A 19,327-nucleotide genomic window follows, 5' to 3' on the forward strand; every position below is an offset into this window, starting at 1 on the left:
GGCGCGCGGCCGGCAACGGGGTGCGTCGGCGACGCGGCGTTACACGTAGTCCTTGTACTTGTCGAGCATGCGCACCGGCTTCGACAGCGCATCGCGACGGAACGGGTCGCCGAGTTCGCGCGTGCACATGATCTCGATGATCGTCGTCTTGCCTTCGTTCATCTGCATGTCGATCGCGCGCTTGAGCGCCGGGCCGACATCCTCGAGGCGGTCGACCGTGATCCCTTCCGCACCCATCGCCCGCGCGATTGCCGCGAAGCTCTGGTTGTCGAGCTCACCGGCGACGAAGCGGCGGTTGTAGAAGTCGACCTGGTTCTTCTTCTCCGCGCCCCATTGACGGTTGTGGAACACGACGGCCGTGACCGGGATGTTGTGGCGCACGCAGGTCATCGTTTCCATCAGGCTCATGCCCCACGCGCCGTCGCCCGCATACGACACGGCCGGGCGGTGCGGCGCGGCGACCTTCGCGCCGATGATCGTCGGGAACGCATAGCCGCAGTTGCCCCAGCTCATCGCCGCGAAGAAGCTGCGCGGCTTGTTGAAGCGCAGGTAGCTGTTCGCGACCGAGTTGATGTTGCCGATGTCGGTCGACACCATCACGTCCTCGGGCATCGCCTTCTCGAGCTCGCGCAGCACCTGGCGCGGATGCAGGTACTGGCCGCCGCTGAACGGCTTCTCGTGCTTCTGCTCCTCGATCATGTCGAGGCTGTACGCGTCGCGCTCGTGCGTCCAGTCGTCGAGTTCCTTTTCCCACGCGGCCTTCTCGGTCGCGATCTGGTCGGCGCGCTCGCCGCGCGAGCCGTCGCACGCGAGCGTGCGACCTTCGAGGCGTTGCGTGAGCGCGACCGCCGCGGCCTTCGCGTCGCCGCAGATGCCGACCGAGATCTTCTTCACGAGGCCGAGCATCTTGTGATCGGCGTCGATCTGGATGATCTTCGCGTCCTTCGGCCAGTAGTCCATCCCGTGCTGCGGCAGCGTGCCGAACGGCCCGAGGCGCGAGCCGAGCGCGATCACGACGTCCGCGCGCGACAGCAGCTTCATCGCCGCTTTCGAGCCCTGGTAGCCGAGCGGGCCGCACCACAGCGGATGGTTCGCCGGGAACGAGTCGTTGTGCAGGTAGCTGTTGACGACCGGCGCACCGAGCCGTTCGGCGAGCGCCTTGCATTCCTCGATCGCGTCGGCCATCACGACGCCGCCGCCCGAGATGATCACCGGGAATTTCGCCTGCGCGATCAGTGCGGCTGCGTCGTCGAGGCTCTGTTCGCCGCCGGCGCCCCGATCGAGCCGGCGCGGTTGCGGAATCTCGACCTTGACCTTGCCGTAGAAATAGTCGCGCGGGATGTTCAGCTGGGTCGGGCCCATCTCGGCCTGCGCGCGGTCGAAGCAGCGCGCGGTGAATTCGGCCATCCGCGCCGGGTGCGTGACGTGGCCCTGGTATTTCGTGAATTCCTGGAACATCGGCAGCTGGTTCGCTTCCTGGAAACCGCCGAGGCCGATGCCCATCGTGCCGGCTTCCGGCGTGACGATCACGACCGGGCTATGCGCCCAGTACGCGGCCGCGATCGCCGTCACGCAGTTGCTGATGCCGGGGCCGTTCTGGCCGATCACGACGCCGTGGCGGCCCGATACGCGCGCATAGCCGTCGGCCATGTGGCCCGCGCCCTGTTCGTGCACGACAGGAATCAGGCGGATGCCGGCCGGCGCGAAGATGTCCATCGCATCCATGAACGCGGAGCCCATGATGCCGAACATGTCGGTCACGCCGTTGGCCGCGAGGGTCTCGACGAAGGCTTCGGACGGCGTCATGTCCTGCGGACCGTTAGCCGATGCACGCAGGGAAGTGGATTGTTCGCTCATGGGTTGTCTCCGATTGTTCAATTAACGGAACGTCTTGTTCCAGATGCTATTTGCTGGGGAAGGCCGGTCAAGTAATTCCGCCCGCTGCCGGGAAATGTGGAATGAAATGAATCGATTCGTTTCAAAATGCGCGCCGGGCACGGTGGCCCGGGCGGTGCGCTCAGGCCGGCTGCTTCGGCCGTTCCTTGCGGAAGGCACGCTTGACGGCGATCAATCCGTCGCGGAATTCGAACAGGTCGCAGCCTTCGGCCTCGATGCGCCAGCCTTCGGCGTGCGTGCCCGTGAACACCCATTCGGAGACGCCGCGCTCGCCGGCGACGGTGTGGCGGCCGTGGCCCCAGTGCGCGTCGGGGAAGGTCTTGAACACGGCTTCGAACGCGGCGCGTACCGCGTCACGGCCGACGAAGCGCGTGCCGTGGATGTCGGGGCCGCCGGCCGCGTCGAACACGCAGTCCTCGGTCATGAAGCCCATCAACGCATTGGCGTCGTGCCGGTTGAAGGCGTCGGAAAATGCCGCGAGCGTGGCGGCCGTGACGGGGCCGGTGAGCGTATCTGCCATAACGTGTCTCCTGTCGAATGGTGGGCGGTGCGCAAGGCGCTGGCGCGCATGCGGCACGCGGTATCGACACGTTAGTGAGCGCTTGTTATTGGCGGTAGCGCCAGTGGGGGGGATTCGCTTGGGCCAGCGGGAGAAGCCGGGCCGGTGCGCCCGGCTACCGGCGCCCGGTGGCTGCCCGACGGCGGGTTCGTTGACGCGCATCGACAGAAATCACCGGTGCGGATCAATGGGCAAAAAGATCAGCCGCAGGGGAGTGTCGCGAATCCGTCGCTGTTGCACGATGAGTCACGGCGGGCGGAAACCGCACGGCAGCAGCGCCGGCCGACGAGGGGATACATCGGAGTGCCCGATGCATCCCCGCCGGTCATGCGGACATCAAGACGCCGTCATCCCGATCCCGAACACATGCATCTTGCCGGCGCTAACCTGCCGCGGCAGCACGATGCTCGTCACCACCTTGCCGAGCGGCACCGGAATCTTCTGCGCGAAGATATAGGTCTTGACGTTGTCCTGCTGGCCGCTGCCCGAATTGCGGTACGCCATCGTGACGGCGATCGCCGCGCTGGCATGCGCGCTGCCGCCATTCAGCGTCCAGTCGTCGAAAGCCAGCGTCACAGCCTGACTCGATCCATCCGCAAAATTCAGCTGCGCCGTGCCGCTGCTCGGGCCATTGTTGGCCGAGCCGAGCACCACCACGCCGGTGCCGGCCGATCCCGGCGGCAGCATCACGGTCTGGCCGACGGTCACGGTGTTGTCGAGCGAGAGCGGCCCACCCGCCACCGCGACGCTGGCGCCGGCCACCGCGAACGGCTTGCCGGGCTGCACGCCCGCCGCTGCCAGCGCATTCAGCGAGTAGCTGAACAGGCTGCCGTCGAAGTCCGCGCCCTGGCCGTCGGCATTGGTCGCGCCGTCCGCGCTGAAGCCGCGATTGTTGTAGCTGTCGATCGCGTTGACCGCCACCGGCACGCCGAACGACGGCGGCTGCTTCCGGCTGCCCCATTGCGACGGCGCGCTGCCCATCGCGAAGTGCAGCGTCGCGCCGTTCGCGATGTCGTCGTAGGCGACCCACGGCACATCGTGCGCGCGACCGTTGATCGACAGCGACTGCACATAGCTGGACGCGGGTGCACCTTCGGCACGAATCCGCCACGTGCGACCGTTGCCGAGCCGGACGTCGATCTGCGGGAACTGCGGACTGCCGATCGCCAGGCCCGCCACGCCGGGGATCTGCGGATACAGGCCCAGCGCGCCCCACACATACCAGCCCGACACGGCGCCGAGGTCGTCGTTGCCCGGCAAGCCGTCGGGGCCGGTGCCGAACGCGCTGGCGAGGATCTGCTGCACCACGCGCTGCGTGCCCGACGGCTGCCCGGCCCAGTTGTAGAGCCAGGGCACCTCGAAGGTCGGCTCGTTGCCCATGTAGAAGTTGGGCAGGCTCAGGCCCGCATTGAGCACCGTGAAGAACTGGTCGAGCCGCGACGTCACCGCCGCATTGCCGCCCAGCTGCGCGAACAGGCCGGCGCCGTTGTACGGCACCATCCACGTGTACTGCTCGGCATTGCCTTCCACGTAGTTGTCGCCGCTGCTCGGCGTCTCGGGAATCCACGCGCCGTTCGACTGGCGCGCCGCGATCAGCGGCGGCGTCAGCGTGGTGTCGAGCAGGTTCTGCCAGTAGGCCGAGCGGCTCAGCAGCATGCGCTGCGTGGCGGTATCGCCGAGCGCCCCGGCGAAGCGCGAGATCGCGAAATCGCTGCTCGTGTATTCGAGCGTGGACGAAGCCTGCCCCCACTCGCCGTTGGTGATGTAGCCGGTCTGCAGGTAGCTCGCGCGGCCGCCGTTGGTGGTCACGTTGTTGCAGGCCGTGCCGGGGATGTTCGCCATCTTCACCATGTGCTGCAGCGCGGACCGCGTATCGAAGCGCCGCGCGCCGAACGCATAGGCGTTCGAGACGATCAGCGAACCGGCGTCGCCCGGCATCACGCCGTCCTCGACGTTGTCGTTGACCCAGTGTGGAATCGCGCCGCATTGATCCGCGTCGTTGATCAGCGACTGGATCATGTCGCTGGTCTCGGACGGATTGAGGATCGACTTCAGCTGGATCAGCGAGCGGTAGATGTCCCAGCCCGAGAACGACGAATACTGGGCCTGCTGGCCCTTGGCGACCTGATGCACGGTGTTGTCGAAGCCGATGTACTGGCCGTTCACGTCACTGAAGATGCTGGGTGCCCACAGCGCGTGATACAGCGCCGTGTAGAACTTCTTCTTCGCGTCGAGCGTGCCGCCCGCTACGCGGATGCTGTTGAGGCGGTCATTCCAGATACGGTCGGCCTGCGTGCGGACACCTGCGAAGTCCCAGCCGCGATTTTCCGCGTCGAGGTTGGCTTTCGCGTTGGCGACGCTGACGTAGGACAGGCCGATCTTCATCCTGACCGTCTGGCCCGGGCGGAAACCCAGTTGGGCCACGCCGTGCGTAATCGACGCCGACGTAAAAGCCTGGTCGAAGGCGGCGTAGAAGTAGACGGGTACCGGAACCGAGTTGCCGCAGAAGCCGCCGCCGATCGTGCTGCCGGAAATGGCGCTGTCGGAAACCTGCGTGATGGCGCCGGTGGTCGAGGTCTTGGTGTTGGTGCGGGTCGCGTCGAGTACCAGCAGCGCGGGTTTGCCGGCCGGGTACGCGAACTGGCCGAAGCCGGTGCGCAGGGTGGCGGTCAGTTCCACCTTGATCTGCGAGTCGAGCAGTACGGAATAGTAGCCGGGCCTGGCCGTTTCATTCGCATGACTGAAGGTTGGCGAGAGCTGCGTCGGGTCGGTGGTCGGCATGACCGGAAATTCGCCGTTGTTGCCGCTGCAGCCGGCGCCCGGCATGTGCGTCAGGCTGAAGCCCTGGATCGAGTGGATGTCGTAGTAGTAGCCGGCGGGCGAGTTCGGCTCCTGGCTGTTGCTCGGCGCCGGCGTGGTGTTGGTGTCGGGCGCCCACTGCACCATGCCCGACGGCAGGCCGGCGGCCGGTTCGACGCTGCCGGCCTGTCCCGCCGGTACCGGGTTCGGCGAATTGCTCGCGAGCGTGCCGATCAGCGGATCGACGTACTGTGTCAACGACAGGTTGCGGTTGTCATCGAGATTGGTCGTATCGGCCACGGCGTCCGACGGGCGTGCCGCCAATGCCGACGCCGCGGTTCCGTCGCTGCCGTCACCGCCTCCGCACCCGCTCAACGCGCACGCCGCGGCCAGGATTGCCGCGAGCGTCGTGAATCGAATCATGATCGCCCCCTCCGGTTATCCATGCATTTTTTCATCGGCAGTCCAATCGATCGAACCGTCGGTTCGTCGTGGATTGTTGCCGTCTTTCAGCGTCGTAACACTAGGATTTGGATGAATCCGTTGTCAATCGGATTTGGAGAGTTGTAATGTTTTTATTGGATTTACTAAACGAATCGAAACGAAAACAATCCAGGCGATCGTGTGTTGAAGCCGCACTGTAGCGGTGTGCAAGCGTGAGCGATGCACGCGGTGTCCGATGAAGCAGCGGATATGGCCTGCCGGTCGAATCGATGCATCTTGCGTTCACGTCTGCGATTCATCGATACCTGACAACGCGGTCGGCAATCATGCGGCCGTGAGTCACGTTGCAGGATGACTCACGGCCGATCGTTGAAACGGGTTTCGCCAGCCGCCGCACACGCAACGTTCGTGCTTCCGGGTCACTGCGCAGCGCCGGCGCACGATGCCTGTTCACGTGCGGTCAGTCCACCGGACGTTGCGTGCGCACGCATTGCGCGAGCGCCCGCACGCCCGGCTCGATCCGTTCGAGCGGGATCGCGGAAAACCCCATCCGGAAGCAGCGCCGCGCGTCGCCTTCATCGTTCATGAAGAACACGCTGCCCGGCTCGATCAGGATGCCGGCTTCCTGTGCATCGGCGGCGAGGCGCGTCGCATCCAGCCACGGCGGGCCCTCGACCCAGCACGACGCGCCGCCCGACACCGGCACGTAGCGCGCTTCCGGCAAGTGCGCATCGAGCGCGGCCATCAGTGCCTGCGAGCGCTCGCTGTACGCATGCGCGAGCCGACGCAGCAATGCGTCGTGATGACCGAGCGCGAGAAAGGTCGCGAACGCGCGCTGGATATACGCAACCGGGTGGCGCACCATCAGCCGCCGCAGCGCGCGCAGTTCGCGGATCAGCTCGCGCGGCCCGACCACGTAGCCGAGCCGCAGCCCCGGCGCGAATGTCTTCGACAGGCTGCCGACGTAGATCACGCGGTCGGCCGTGTCGAGGCTCTTCAGCGCCGGATGCGGCGTGCCGGAGAACGTGTTCTCGCTCTCGTAGTCGTCCTCGATGATCACGAAGTCATGCTGCTGCGCGCAATCGAGCAGCGCGCGGCGGCGTTCGACCGGCATCGTCGCGGTGGTCGGGCACTGGTGGCTCGGCGTCACGTACACGTAGTCGCAGCGCGAGAGCGTTGCGCCGAGCGCGTCGGGTGCGATCCCGTGGCCGTCGACGGGCAGCGGCAAGAGCCGTGCGTTGCGGTTCTCGAAGATGTTGCGCGCGTCCGGATAGCCGGGGTTCTCGAAGCCGACCGTCGAGTGCTTGCCGCACAGCAGGTCCGCGATCAGGTACAGCGCCTGCTGGCAGCCGTTCGTGACGACGATCTCGTCGGGCATCGCGAACACGCCGCGCCGCGGCAGCACGCGCGTGCGGATCTGCTGGATCAGCGATTCGTCGTCGCGCTCGATCAGGTCGGGCGCCCAGTTGCGGATCTCCATCACCGACAGCGCCTTCAGGCAGCATTCGCGCCAGTCGTTGGTCGGAAACAGCGACTGGTCGAACTGCCCGTAGATGAACGGATATTCGTAATGCTGCCAGTTCGCGGGCTTCACGATGTTGCGCTGCCTCGACGGCGGATGTGCGATGCGCTTGTCCCATGCGGGGCGGCCCGGCGTGTCGTCGCCGCCGCCGGGCTGCGCGGCGGGCTTGGCGGCCGCGAAGCCGGGCACGCCCTCGAGCATCTTCGGGTTCACGAAGTGCCCGCTGCGTTCGCGCGAGATCAGGTAGCCCTCTTCGACGAGCATCTGGTACGCGAGCACGACGGTGTTGCGCGCGACGCCGAGCTGGTCGGCGAGCTCGCGGCTCGACGGCAGCGCGGCATCGGGCGCGAGCTGGCCGTCGAGGATCGCGGCCACGAGCATCCGCCGGATCTGGTCCTGCAGGCTCGACGCCGACGACCGCCGGAACTGCTGGGCCCATAAGGCGGTCGGGGTACGACTCGGCATGCTTCCTCCTGTGATCGGTACGGGAAACGCGAGGCGGTGCGCGTGGCGTGCGTGCGGCCCGCGAGGGGCGCGATGTCGCGAGAATACGCGCGCCGCGCCGCGGATGTGGACTCAATGAAAGGTGCCGTCTGGCACTACTGCGCGCCGACGTGGCAAGACGATACTCAAACCGTCGCCGCTGGACGATCCGGATTAGTCCCCGGTTCGCGGGCGCAGGGAGGCGTGCGCGCATCGCGTTCGCCTGCAACGTGTTGCCAAGGAGAGGCGCGCCATGCACGTCGTCGTGTTCAGGGATCGCTGCGAGCGCGTGATCCGCATCGTGTTCGACGACGCACGCGCGACGGCGGTCGCGTATCGCGACGACGAGGCGATCGGCGAACTCGATATCGACGACCACAGTGGCGGTGCCGTGCGATCGCCGTCGCTCACGCGGCTGTACGTCGAACCCGCGTATCGGCGCAGCGGCATCGCGCACACGCTGCTGGCGTGCGCGTCGCGCGAATTCGGGCGGCCGATCCGCATCGATGCCCGCGCGCGTGAATGGCCCGATACGCCGGCCTGGGCGACGCTGTGCCGCTGCCTCGAATACGAAGGGCTGGTGGTGGTGCGCTAACCGACAGCGTGACCAAGATCACGCTGCACCAAGACGGAGACGACATGAGCACGGTCCTGAAGCCGATTCCCGCATCCGACGTGCGGCACGAAGCGCTGCGCATCGACGGGCAGCGCGTGTGGCGCGACGCGGTCATCGACGTGCGCAACCCGTACGACGGCACGCTGGTCGGCACCGTGCCGAAGGCGACGCTGGACGACGTGCGGCGTGCCTTCGCGGTCGCACGCGCTTACCGGCCGACGCTCACACGTTACGATCGAGCGGCGATCCTGCGCCGCGCGGCCGACATCGTGCGTTCGCGCACCGCCGAGATTGCAGCGCTGATCACGGCCGAGTCTGGTCTGTGCATCAAGGATTCCACATACGAAGCCGGCCGCGTGGCCGACGTGCTGACGTTCGGCGCGGGTGAAGTGCTGAAGGACGACGGGCAGATCTTCTCGTGCGACCTGACCCCGCACGGCAAGAAGCGCCGCGTGTACACGCAGCGCGATCCGCTGCTCGGCGTGATTTCCGCGATCACGCCGTTCAACCATCCGATGAACCAGGTCGCGCACAAGATCGTGCCGTCGGTGGGCACCAACAACCGGATCGTGGTGAAGCCGTCGGAGAAGGTGCCGCTGTCGTGCTACCTGTTCGCGGACATCCTGTATGAAGCCGGGTTGCCGCCGCAGATGCTGCAAGTGCTCACCGGCGACCCGAAGGAGATTGCCGACGAGCTGATCACGAACCCGGCGATCGACCTCATTACGTTCACGGGCGGTGTGTCGATCGGCAAATCGATCGCGTCGCGGATGGGCTACCGCCGCGCGGTACTCGAACTCGGCGGCAACGATCCGATCATCGTGATGGAAGACGCCGATCTCGACGAAGCGAGCACGCTCGCGGTGTCGGGTTCGTATAAAAACTCGGGGCAGCGCTGCACGGCGATCAAGCGGATGCTCGTGCACGAGTCGGTGGCCGATCGCTTCACGGAGCTGGTGGTCGAGAAAACCAGGGCGTGGTCGTACGGCAACCCGGCCGATCCGTCGGTGGACATGGGCACGGTGATCGACGAGGCGGCCGCGAAGTTCTGCGAGCAGCAGGTGAATGACGCAATCGCACGCGGGGCGCGGCTGCTGGTCGGCAACGTCCGCAACGGCGCGCTGTATTCGCCGACGGTGATCGATCGCATGACGCCCGACATGCCGCTCGTGAAGTACGAAACCTTCGGCCCCGTGTCGCCGATCATGCGCTTTCGCGACATCGACGACGCGATCCGGATGTCGAACAGCACCGACTATGCGCTGTCGTCGTCGGTCTGCACGAACCGCTTCGACCACATCACGCGCTTCATCACCGAGCTGGAAGTCGGCAGCGTGAACGTGCGTGACGTGCCGGGCTACCGGCTCGAAGTGACGCCGTTCGGTGGCCTGAAGGATTCGGGGCTGGGCTACAAGGAAGGCGTGCAGGAAGCGATGAAGAGCTTCACGAACGTGAAGACGTATTCGCTGCCGTGGTGAGCGCGGCGGGGAAGGGCGCATCGCGCCCGCCCGCCGCCAACCGCGTTACTGATAGAAGTTGAGCGTGACCATCGCCGAACGGCCCGGCGCCCACGTCGCGTAGATCGGATACGCGCTCGCGTAATACTTCTTGTCGAACAGGTTCTGCACGTTGAGCTGCACGTCCATCGTCTTGTTCACGCGCCACGTCGCAGCCGCGTCGAAGCGTGCGTAGCCGGGCGTCCATTTCTTCGTCGTCGCCGATACCGACGCATAGGTCTGGCTCATCACCGTCGCACCCGCGCCGAGCGTGAGCTTCGGCATCACGTCGTAGCTCGTCCACAGCGTGAAGTTGTGCTTCGGCACCATCACCATCGGCAGGCCCGATGCGCCCGGGCTGCCGGGGCCGGCATCGGTCGTGATCGCGTTCAGGTACGAGTAGCCGCCGAACACGTGCCACTTCGGCGTCAAGTTGCCCGCGAAGCCGAATTCCGCGCCGCGAACACGCTGTTTGCCGGCATTAACCTGGCGACCGAGCCCATCGGGGACTTGAGCGTTGTTTTTCTCGGTGTCAAAGAGTGCAGAGGTCAACGAAAGTTGCTCATCCAGCACGTCCCACTTCGCTCCGATTTCGATGTTTCGCGTGCGTTCCGGCGACAGGTTCAGCGTGTTTGCCGTGAGCTGATCAGTTCCGCCGCCAAGGCCACCGTTCGAACCGGGTGGGTTCGACGACGTGCCATAGGATGCGTAGAGGCTGACATTGCGGACGGGTTTGTACACGAGACCAAACTGGTAACTGAACAGATTTGACGTGTTTGACAGGTCGGCGACGCCGGCCTGTTTGGCCGTCGTATCGTAGCGGTCGAAGCGCAAACCTGCATTGAACAACCATTGTTCGGTCAGTTTCACCGTGTCGAAGATGTACGCTGACGCGGTGGTCGTACGGGTGTTCGTCGTCGCGCCGGGGAAGCCCTTGTCTCCATTCAGCACGATATTGCCGGTCCACGGCATGTTTGGATTCCATCCGCCAGAGATTGGTGCACAGAACGCTGGCGATGTGACGCAGATGTCTCCCGAGCGGAGGTTCGTGCCTGAAGCGTCCGAGACGAGATACCCCTCGTAGCGGTTCTGCTCCTGACTGAACTCCACACCAGCGGTCATCGTGTGCTGCATGCCGAACAGATTTGCTCGGCCGGTAATCTCGGTCTGGTTGGCGACACCGTTGGTCGCGTACTTGCCGCTCTTTGCCTGCATGCCGAGTCGGTCGGGGTACTTGGTTGAGATCTGCGGGTTCGTCGCCACGTAATCGAGCGTCGAGCGGCCGAACATCGTCGTGTTCTTCAGCTTCCAGTCGTCGTTGAGCTTGTGCTCGACGCGCACCTGGGCGGTGTCGGTCTGCCCGTAGCGGTAGTCGCGCGTGTTCAGCCCGAAGAACTGCCCGCGATCGGTCGGCACCGGCGTGCCGCCCGACGCGCGGAACGGCACGCTGAAGTCCGGCATGTCGTACGAGTTCATGTGGTAGTAGCTGACCGTGACCGTGGTCGGCGTATTCAGCCCGAACACGATCGACGGCGCGACGCCCCAGCGCTTGTTGTACACGTCGTTGCGGCCGGCCTGGTTCGCGTCGTGACCCATCACGTTCAGGCGCACGGCCGTCGTGTCGTTGATCTTGTGGTTCGCGTCGACCGTCGCGCGCTTGTAGCCGTCTGTGCCGAAGCCGATGCTGCTGTTGATGAAGTTGTCGTTCTTCGGCGTCTTCGTGACGATGTCGATGCTGCCGCCCACCGAGCCGCGGCCCGCGTAGACCGAATCCGGGCCCTTGATCACGCTGATCTGCTCGACCGCGAACGTTTCGCGGTTCTGCAACCCCGAGTCGCGCATCCCGTCGACGAAGATCGAGTTGCGCGATTCGAAGCCGCGGATCACCGGGCGATCGGCCGACGGGTTCGCGGCCGCATCGCCGCCGAGGAACGTGATGCCCGGCACCGAGCGCAGCGCGTCCGCGAACGACGTGACGTTCTTTTCCTTGATGAGTTGCTCGGGGATCACCGTGACCGAGCGCGGCGTGTCGAGCAGCGGCGCGGTGAACTTGTACGACGGCGAACGTTTCACCTGCATGTCCGACGGCGCGGTCGACTGAACATTGATCGTCGGCAGCGTCGCCCGCACGTCGGCGGACGGGGCCGGCTGGCCGGCGGCGGGTGCGGGAGCAGGGGCGGTTTCGGCGGAAGCGAGCAGCGGGGTCAGGAACACGGAGCAGGTCAGCGCCGACACGAGGGCGCGAGGCCTCGTCTTGAACTGGGCGGGCATATCGAGAGGCAGCAGAAGGTTCGGTGAGCAGGTGCGTCTTCTCGATGCCGGGCGGGCCGCACGGAACATCGGAAAACGTCAATGTAAATGCGTATGATTCGCGTTTGCGGTCGCAATTGTACGGATTGGTACTAATTCTGTAAACGATCGAATGGTTTTTGTACTAATTTGGTCAGGCTTTCGTGGGGGACGGCGTGCCTTTGCGTGGCGTGCAACACCACTTTCCATCCCCCGGCCGTGCGCGGCGGCGACGACTCGATACACTGCCGTACCGGTTGGACGGGCCCCGGCAAGCTGGCCCCGAGCATGGAGACAACACAAGATGGACACCCAACGCGCAGCAGTCGTCACGTACCGAGGCGATGCGATCGAGAACACGCACGTCGCCCATGTGGCGGTGGTCGATGCACGCGGCCGGCTGCTGGCCCGGTTCGGCGATCCGTTCCGGATGACGCTCGCGCGCTCGGCGGCCAAGCCGGCGCAGGCGCTGTCGGTGCTCGAGACGGGCGCGCCCGAGCGCTTCGGCTTCGACGATGCGGACATCGCGCTGATGTGCGCATCGCACAGCAGCGAGGACCGGCACATCGAACGCACGCGCGCGATGCTCGCCAAGGTCGCCGCGCACGAATCGGACTTGCGTTGCGGCGGCCATCCGCCGTTGTCGGACGCGGTGTACCGCGCGTGGATCAAGCGCGACTACACGCCGACCGGCGTGTGCAGCAACTGCTCGGGCAAGCACGTCGGGATGCTGGCCGGCGCGCAGGCGATCGGCGCCGCGATCGCCGATTACCATCTCCCCGAGCATCCGATGCAGGTGCGCGTGAAGCACGTGGTGGCCGATGCGTGCGGGCTGCGCGACGACGAGGTCGAGTGGGGCATCGACGGGTGCAACCTGCCGACACCGGCGTTTTCGCTGGACCGGCTCGCGCGGCTTTACGCATCGCTGGCCGACGGGGCGGATACGGTGGAAGCGGGCGGTGACGCCATCTCCGATCGCGTCCGCGCGCTGGCGCGCATTCATCATGCGATGACCGCGTATCCGGAGCTGGTTGCCGGCGAAGGGCGCTATTGCACGGTGCTGATGAACGCGTTCGGCGGGCAGGTGGTCGGCAAGCTCGGCGCCGATGCGTGCTACGGGATCGGCGTGCGGGCGTCCGAGCGCACGCGGGCGCTGGGCGCCGATGGCGCGCTCGGCATCTCGGTGAAGATCGAGGACGGCAATCTCGACGTGCTCTACATGGTCGTCAGCGAACTGCTCGAGCGGCTGCAGATCGGCACGGCCGAGCAGCGCGCGCCGCTGGCCGGCTTTCATCGGCCGCGGATGCTCAACACGCAGGGTGTCGAGATCGGGCACGCCACGTTCCCGTTCGAATTGCAGGCGGCTTGATCGGCCTGAACGGCGCGGATGCGCTGCTGCCGGTGGTCCGCGACGCGGGCCGTGCGCAGCGGCGCGAACCCGACCCAGGGCGCGTGCGCTACACGCTCGCGCCGCGAATCTTCGTCAGCTCCAGCGCCGACAACTCGCCGATATGCGCGAGGTGTTCCGCGAGAAAGTCCTTCAGCACGCGCAGCTTCGCCGAGCTGCGCCGGTTCGCCAGATACGCGATGTAGATGTATTCGCCGGTCAGCCGGTTCTGCAGCCGGTAGCGCGGCAGCACGGCTTCGAGCCGCCCGCTCGCGAGCAGGTCGCGCACCAGCCAGATCTCGAACTCCGCGATGCCGAGCCCCGCGCAGGTCGCTTCGAGCAGCAGCTCCGAATGGTCGGTGACGAGGTTGCCGGCCGGCAGCACGCTGTGATGCGCGTCGCCGTTCACGAGATCCCAGCGCGGATCGCCTTCCGGATGCACGTAGCGCAGGCAGTTGTGTTGCTTGAGGTCGTCGGGCGTGACCGGGCGCCCGCAGCGGTCGAGATAGCCGGGCGTCGCGCACAGGATGCTGTCGTTGCGCGACAGGCGGTGGACGACGAGGTTGTCCAGGTAGTTCTCGCCTTCGTGAATGTCGAGATCGAAGCCGCCGGCCACCAGGTCGTTGTGGTTGTCGGTGAGCCGCACGTCGAGCTGGATCGTCGGGTAGCGCGCGAGGAACGGGGCGACCAGCGGCGCGAGATGGCGGCGGCCGAACGCCACCGGCGCGGTGAGCTTCAGCGGGCCGCTCGGCTGCGCATTCAGCTCGGCGACCACGCGCAAGGTGTCGTCGAGATCGGCGATCAGCGTGACGGCGCGTTCCAGGTAGATGTGGCCGGCTTCGGTGAGCGTCACGCTATGCGTGGAGCGGTGCAGCAGCGCGACGCCGAGCGCCTCCTCGATGGCCGTGACCTTGCGTGCGACGGTGGACGTCGACACGTGCATCTCCTTGGCGACCGCCGAAAAACTCCCCGTTTCGACCACCCTGACGAACGCGCGCATCGCGCCCATGTGATCGATGCCGGTTTCCCTCGCGCCTTTTTTCATCCGATTCTCATTGTTGCGTGCCACGCAAAACCGCTTTCGATAATACAGAAGTGAGCTTGTTTTTGCAAAGGCATAGAATGCGAACCCGTCGCGTCGGGAAGCGGCGCACGACGAGCGGCACGAGACATCCAGGAGGGGCACGATGACACAAAACGGCTTCCGCGTCGAAGCGGATCTTTTAGGTAAGCGAAGCATCCCGAACGAGGCCTACTACGGCGTCCATACGCTGCGCGCGAAGGAGAATTTCGACATTTCGGGCCGCACCATCGCGTCGCTGCCTTACTTCGTGATGGCGCTCGCCGCGGTGAAGGAGGCCGCGGCCGACGCGAACTGCGAGCTCGGGCTGCTGCCGCGGCCGTACCGCGATGCGATCGCCGCCGCGTGCGTCGAGATCCGCGAAGGGCGCCTGCACGACCAGTTCGTCGTCGACATCATCCAGGGCGGGGCCGGCACGTCGACCAACATGAACGCGAACGAGGTGATCTGCAACCGCGCGCTCGAAATCATGGGCTACGCGCGCGGGCAGTACGAATACCTGCATCCGAACGAGCACGTGAACCTCGCGCAGAGCACCAACGACGTCTATCCGACCGCGATTCGCGTGGCGACCTGCTTCGCGGTCGAGCACCTGCTCGAAGCGATGGCGCGCCTGCGCGATGCGTTCGCGGAGCGGGCCGACGCGTTCGCCGGCTTGCTGAAGCTCGGCCGCACGCAGCTGCAGGACGCGGTGCCGATGACGCTCGGCCAGGAATTCTCGACCTACGCGGTGATGCTGACGGAAGACATCGCGCGCCTGCAGGAAGCCGGCTGGCTGATTCGCGAGATCAACCTCGGCGCGACCGCGATCGGCACGGGGATCACCGCGCATCCGCAGTACGCGGAGAAGGCGCTCGCGGCGCTGCGGCGCATTACCGGGCTCGACCTGAGCACCGCGCCGAACCTGATCGAAGCGACCCAGGATTGCGGCGCGTTCGTGCAGGTGTCGGGCGTGCTCAAGCGGATCGCCGTGAAGCTGTCGAAGATCTGCAACGACCTGCGGCTGCTGTCGAGCGGCCCGCGCGCGGGGTTCGGCGAGATCAACCTGCCGCCCGTGCAGGCCGGCTCGTCGATCATGCCCGGCAAGGTCAATCCGGTGATCCCGGAAGTCGTCAACCAGGTTGCCTTCGAGGTGTTCGGCAACGACCTGACCGTGACCTTCGCGGCCGAGGCCGGACAGCTTCAGTTGAACGCGTTCGAGCCGGTGATCGCCAGCGCGCTGTTCCGCAGCTTCAGCCACCTGACGGCCGCCTGCACGACGCTCGCGCAGCGGTGCGTGAGCGGGATCACCGCGAACCCCGAACGGCTGCGCGAAACGATGGAGCGCTCGGTCGCGCTCGCGACCGCGCTGAACCCGTACATCGGCTACAAGCGCGCGACCGCCGTGGCGGCCGAAGCGCACGCGACCGGCAAGTCGATCCGCGAGGTCGTGCTGGAGCGCGAGTGGATGACCGCTGCGCAGGTCGAGGAAGCGCTGCAACCCGAAGCACTGATCCGGCCGCGCGTGCTTTGACGCCGGCTGCGCAGGCCGTCGGTGCGTGACGCCGGCGGCTTGCATGCGACTGCATCCGACGCGCCCCCGCGCGGGGCGCGACACATCAAGAAACAACGGAGACTCACGATGACCCACAGCAGCGAGCGCCCGGCCGATCCGGCCGGCGGCGCGGATTCCCGACATGCCGACCCGGATGCGATGTTCGCGTCGCACGAAGCCGGCTATGCGAAGCAGTTGAAGCCCCGGCACGTGCAGATGATCGCGATGGGCGGCGCGATCGGCACCGGCCTCTTTCTCGGTGCGGGCGGGCGCCTGCAGCACGCGGGGCCGGCGCTCGCGCTCGTCTACCTCGTCTGCGGCGTGTTCGCGTTCCTGATCATGCGCGCGCTCGGCGAGCTCGTGATGCACCGGCCGACCAGCGGCAGCTTCGTGTCGTATGCACGGGAGTTCATGGGCGAACGCGCCTCGTTCGTCGCGGGCTGGATGTACTACCTGAACTGGGCGACCACCGGCATCGTTGACATCACCGCGGTCGCGATCTACATGAAGTACTGGGCCGTGTTCACGGACGTGCCGCAGTGGGTGTTCGCGCTCGGCGCGCTCGGAATCGTGTCGGTGATGAACATGATCGGCGTGAAGGTGTTCGGCGAGATGGAGTTCTGGTTCTCGCTCGTCAAGGTGGGGACGCTCGCGGTGTTCCTCGCGGTCGGCGCCGTGTTTCTCGCGAGCGGCCATCCGGTCGCCGGGCAGATGCCGGGGCTTCACCTGGTCGCGGATCACGGCGGGATCTTCCCGCACGGCATCCTGCCGGCCGTGCTGATCGTGCAGGGCGTCGTGTTTGCCTACGCGAGCATCGAGCTCGTCGGCGTCGCGGCGGGCGAGACGGCCGATGCGCGCAAGGTCTTGCCGAAAGCCATCAACAGCGTGATGTGGCGCATCGCGCTGTTCTACGTCGGCTCGGTCGTGCTGTTGACGATGCTGCTGCCGTGGACGGCGTACAGCGCGCACGAAAGCCCGTTCGTGACGTTCTTCAGCAAGCTCGGCGTGCCGTACGTCGGCACCGTGATGAACGTCGTGGTGCTGACCGCCGCGCTGTCGAGCCTGAACTCCGGCCTCTATTCGACCGGGCGCGTGCTGCGCTCGCTCGCGATGGGCGGATCGGCGCCGCGCTTCGTGTCGCGGATGAACGCACGCGGCGTGCCGTACGGTGGGATCCTGATCACGGTCGCGATCAATGCGATCGGTGTGCCGCTGAACTACATCGTGCCGGCGCAGGCATTCGAGATCGTGCTGAACATGGCGTCGCTCGGGATCATCACGACGTGGGGCTTCATCGTCATGTGCCAGATCCTGTTCCGTCGTGCGGTCGATCGCGGCGAGCTGAAGGCGGTGTCGTTCCGGATGCCCGGCGCGCCGTTCACGTCGTGGCTCACGCTGGCCTTCCTCGTCGGCGTGCTGGTGCTGATGGCCTTCGACTATCCGGGCGGCACGTGGACCATCGCGACGATTCCGGTTGTCGTGCTCGCCCTGGTGATCGGCTGGAAGCTCGCGAAGCGTGGCGCGGCGCGGGAGCAGGCGGCGGATGCGCTTGCATCTTCGGCCACGCGCGCCGTTGCCGATCCGGTGCGGGGCGCCTGAAGACGGTATGCGCCGGGCGCGCCGGGTCGTTCGCGGCCGGCGCCCCGGCGCCTCGTGACGGTCAGTTCAATCCGGTGCGTTCGCCGACCCAGCGGCCGAAATCGCCGGCCATCTCCGCGGTCAGCTCGTGGCCGGCCGCGTACAGCCGCGTTTCGTGCGCGACGCCGAGGGCCGTGAGTTTTGCGTCGGCGGTGTCGGCCCACGCGACGGGCAGCTTGTCGTCGGCGCGGCCGTGCACGATCAGCGCATGGAGCGGGCGAAGGGCATCGCGCGGCGCGATCAGCGGATCGATTTCGGGCAGGATGCGCCCGCACAGCACTGCAAATGCGGTGACGTCCTGCGGCGACGTGAGGCCGACGCTCGCGCTCATGATGCCGCCCTGGCTGAAGCCGGCAATCACCGTCGGCAACGCGGTGCCTGCGTCATCGTTGCCACGGAAGCCGCGGAGCAGCGTGATCAGCTTGAGTCGGCTCGCGTCCGCACGGGCCGCGTCGATTTCGGGGCCGTTCGGGCCGAAGCGCACCGGGAACCACGCGTGCTGGTCGGGCCCGAACGCGAGCGGGGCGCGCAAGAAGGCGATCTCGACGCGCGGATCGATGACGTCGGCCAGGTTCAGCAGGTTGGTTTCGTTGCCGCCGACGCCATGCAGCAGCAACAGGCGGGCAGCGGGGCGGCCGGTGGCCGGGCGCAGCCGGTACTGGAGGCTCGACTCGGGATCGGTGGTCAGCGGCAGGACGTCGGTCATGGCGTGGGGTTCGGAAAGGGGAGCGATGCGACAGTCTAGGGCGTGCGGGCGGCGACGTGAATCGCCGGCGTGCGATTGATTGTTTCCTGACAGGAGTGAATCGGGTGTTCCGCGACGCCACGTTGCTCGTTGTTCATATACCGATCGGGTGACTCGTCATCAGCGCGCGGAATGGTTAAAGTAGATACATTTCGTAGATACGCGAGGGGCGAGGATGGATACTGCCAAGATTTTCAAGCATGGCGGATCGCAGGCTGTCCGTCTGCCGAAGGATTTCCGCTTCGACACGACCGAGGTCCGGATTCGTCGCCACGGTTCGTCCGTGATTCTCGAGCCGGTGCCGCAAGACTGGGCATGGCTCACGCCGCTGATCGGCCCGGTCGACGCCGATTTCGAAGCCGCCGCCACGACCGAGCCTGCCGCTCAGGAACGCCCGGATCCGGACGTATTTGAATGAAATTTCTGCTGGATACCCATGCCGTAATCGCCATCCTGAAAGGCGAGCCGGCCATGCTGGCCCGGCTGCGCACGTATCAGCCAGCAGATTTCGGCATCCCGGCGATCGTCGCGCATGAACTCTATTACGGCGCCTACAAGAGCCAGAGAGCGGCTGCGAACGTGGCACGTGTCGAGGCACTTCAGTTCGAGGTGGTGTCGTTCGATGTCGAAGATGCTCAGCACGCCGGCGAGATTCGTGCGCATCTGACTGCGGCGGGCACCCCGATCGGTCCGTACGATGCGTTGATCGCAGGGCAGGCACGCGCTCGGCGTCTGGTGCTCGTCACCCATAACGTGCGCGAGTTTGCGCGAGTCCCGGGGTTACAGGTCGAGGATTGGCTCGCCGAGGCGCGTGAAAACTGATCGCATGACGGTCATG

Annotated in this window: 14 protein-coding genes; 7 read left to right on the plus strand and 7 right to left on the minus strand. The window is 66.2% G+C overall.

Features of this window, described 5'->3' with window-relative positions; translation table 11 throughout:
• Nucleotides 1-39 precede the first annotated feature (39 nt).
• The 4 genes from xsc to QZM35_RS04035 all read right to left on the minus strand — a co-directional run bounded on the left by xsc (nt 40) and on the right by QZM35_RS04035 (nt 7,685).
• Nucleotides 40-1,857 (minus strand): sulfoacetaldehyde acetyltransferase, encoded by a 1,818-nt coding sequence (xsc, locus tag QZM35_RS04020; protein WP_089427823.1) that lies wholly within the window; start codon nt 1,855-1,857, stop codon nt 40-42.
• 160 nt (nt 1,858-2,017) lie between these two features.
• Entirely contained in the window at nt 2,018-2,416 is a 399-nt protein-coding gene (locus tag QZM35_RS04025) for a nuclear transport factor 2 family protein (protein WP_047850193.1), read from the minus strand.
• 375 nt (nt 2,417-2,791) lie between these two features.
• Nucleotides 2,792-5,677, minus strand: a complete 2,886-nt coding sequence (locus QZM35_RS04030; RefSeq protein ID WP_301775435.1) for a GH92 family glycosyl hydrolase — start codon at nt 5,675-5,677, stop codon at nt 2,792-2,794.
• A gap of 481 nt (nt 5,678-6,158) precedes the next feature.
• Complete coding sequence (locus tag QZM35_RS04035) at nt 6,159-7,685, minus strand: PLP-dependent aminotransferase family protein (protein ID WP_301775436.1); 1,527 nt, start codon at nt 7,683-7,685, stop codon at nt 6,159-6,161.
• A gap of 271 nt (nt 7,686-7,956) precedes the next feature.
• On the opposite strand from QZM35_RS04035, the gene QZM35_RS04040 reads away from it, so the two are divergent.
• Together QZM35_RS04040 and phnY are read left to right on the plus strand one after the other, a co-directional pair.
• Nucleotides 7,957-8,298: a GNAT family N-acetyltransferase gene (locus QZM35_RS04040; RefSeq protein ID WP_089427820.1), complete on the plus strand. Its 342-nt coding sequence runs from the start codon at nt 7,957-7,959 to the stop codon at nt 8,296-8,298.
• Nucleotides 8,299-8,342: 44 nt separating this feature from the next.
• Complete coding sequence (gene phnY, locus QZM35_RS04045) at nt 8,343-9,797, plus strand: phosphonoacetaldehyde dehydrogenase (protein ID WP_301775437.1); 1,455 nt, start codon at nt 8,343-8,345, stop codon at nt 9,795-9,797.
• Nucleotides 9,798-9,842: 45 nt separating this feature from the next.
• On the opposite strand, the gene QZM35_RS04050 is transcribed toward phnY, so the two are convergent.
• The gene (locus tag QZM35_RS04050) at nt 9,843-12,086 is read right to left on the minus strand and encodes a TonB-dependent siderophore receptor (RefSeq protein ID WP_089432479.1); all 2,244 of its coding nucleotides are present in this window, start codon (nt 12,084-12,086) and stop codon (nt 9,843-9,845) included.
• 322 nt (nt 12,087-12,408) lie between these two features.
• Here QZM35_RS04050 and QZM35_RS04055 point away from each other — a divergent pair, with 322 nt between their 5' ends.
• On the plus strand, nt 12,409-13,473 hold the full coding sequence (locus QZM35_RS04055) for an asparaginase (RefSeq protein WP_089427817.1): 1,065 nt from the start codon (nt 12,409-12,411) through the stop codon (nt 13,471-13,473).
• 88 nt (nt 13,474-13,561) lie between these two features.
• Here QZM35_RS04055 and QZM35_RS04060 read toward each other — a convergent pair whose 3' ends face one another.
• Entirely contained in the window at nt 13,562-14,536 is a 975-nt protein-coding gene (locus tag QZM35_RS04060; protein ID WP_089474592.1) for a LysR family transcriptional regulator, read from the minus strand.
• Between the two features lie 142 nt (nt 14,537-14,678).
• Here QZM35_RS04060 and QZM35_RS04065 point away from each other — a divergent pair, with 142 nt between their 5' ends.
• Nucleotides 14,679-16,085, plus strand: coding sequence for an aspartate ammonia-lyase (locus tag QZM35_RS04065; protein WP_089432481.1), 1,407 nt, complete (start codon nt 14,679-14,681; stop codon nt 16,083-16,085).
• A 108-nt stretch (nt 16,086-16,193) separates the two neighbouring features.
• Entirely contained in the window at nt 16,194-17,705 is a 1,512-nt protein-coding gene (locus QZM35_RS04070; RefSeq protein WP_089432482.1) for an amino acid permease, read from the plus strand.
• A gap of 61 nt (nt 17,706-17,766) precedes the next feature.
• Here the strand turns inward: QZM35_RS04070 and QZM35_RS04075 are convergent, their stop codons facing one another.
• Nucleotides 17,767-18,450 carry an alpha/beta hydrolase gene (locus QZM35_RS04075; protein WP_301775438.1) on the minus strand — a complete coding sequence of 228 codons (684 nt, stop codon included), beginning with the start codon at nt 18,448-18,450 and terminating at the stop codon, nt 17,767-17,769.
• A 214-nt stretch (nt 18,451-18,664) separates the two neighbouring features.
• Between QZM35_RS04075 and QZM35_RS04080 the strand changes: the two genes are divergently transcribed.
• Nucleotides 18,665-18,907, plus strand: a complete 243-nt coding sequence (locus tag QZM35_RS04080; protein WP_174971821.1) for an antitoxin — start codon at nt 18,665-18,667, stop codon at nt 18,905-18,907.
• The gene (locus QZM35_RS04085; protein WP_301775439.1) at nt 18,904-19,311 is read left to right on the plus strand and encodes a type II toxin-antitoxin system VapC family toxin; all 408 of its coding nucleotides are present in this window, start codon (nt 18,904-18,906) and stop codon (nt 19,309-19,311) included. Before QZM35_RS04080 ends, QZM35_RS04085 begins: the two co-directional genes overlap by 4 nt.
• Nucleotides 19,312-19,327: the final 16 nt, after the last annotated feature.

Source organism: Burkholderia sp. AU45274 (assembly GCF_030482505.1).
GTDB lineage: Bacteria > Pseudomonadota > Gammaproteobacteria > Burkholderiales > Burkholderiaceae > Burkholderia.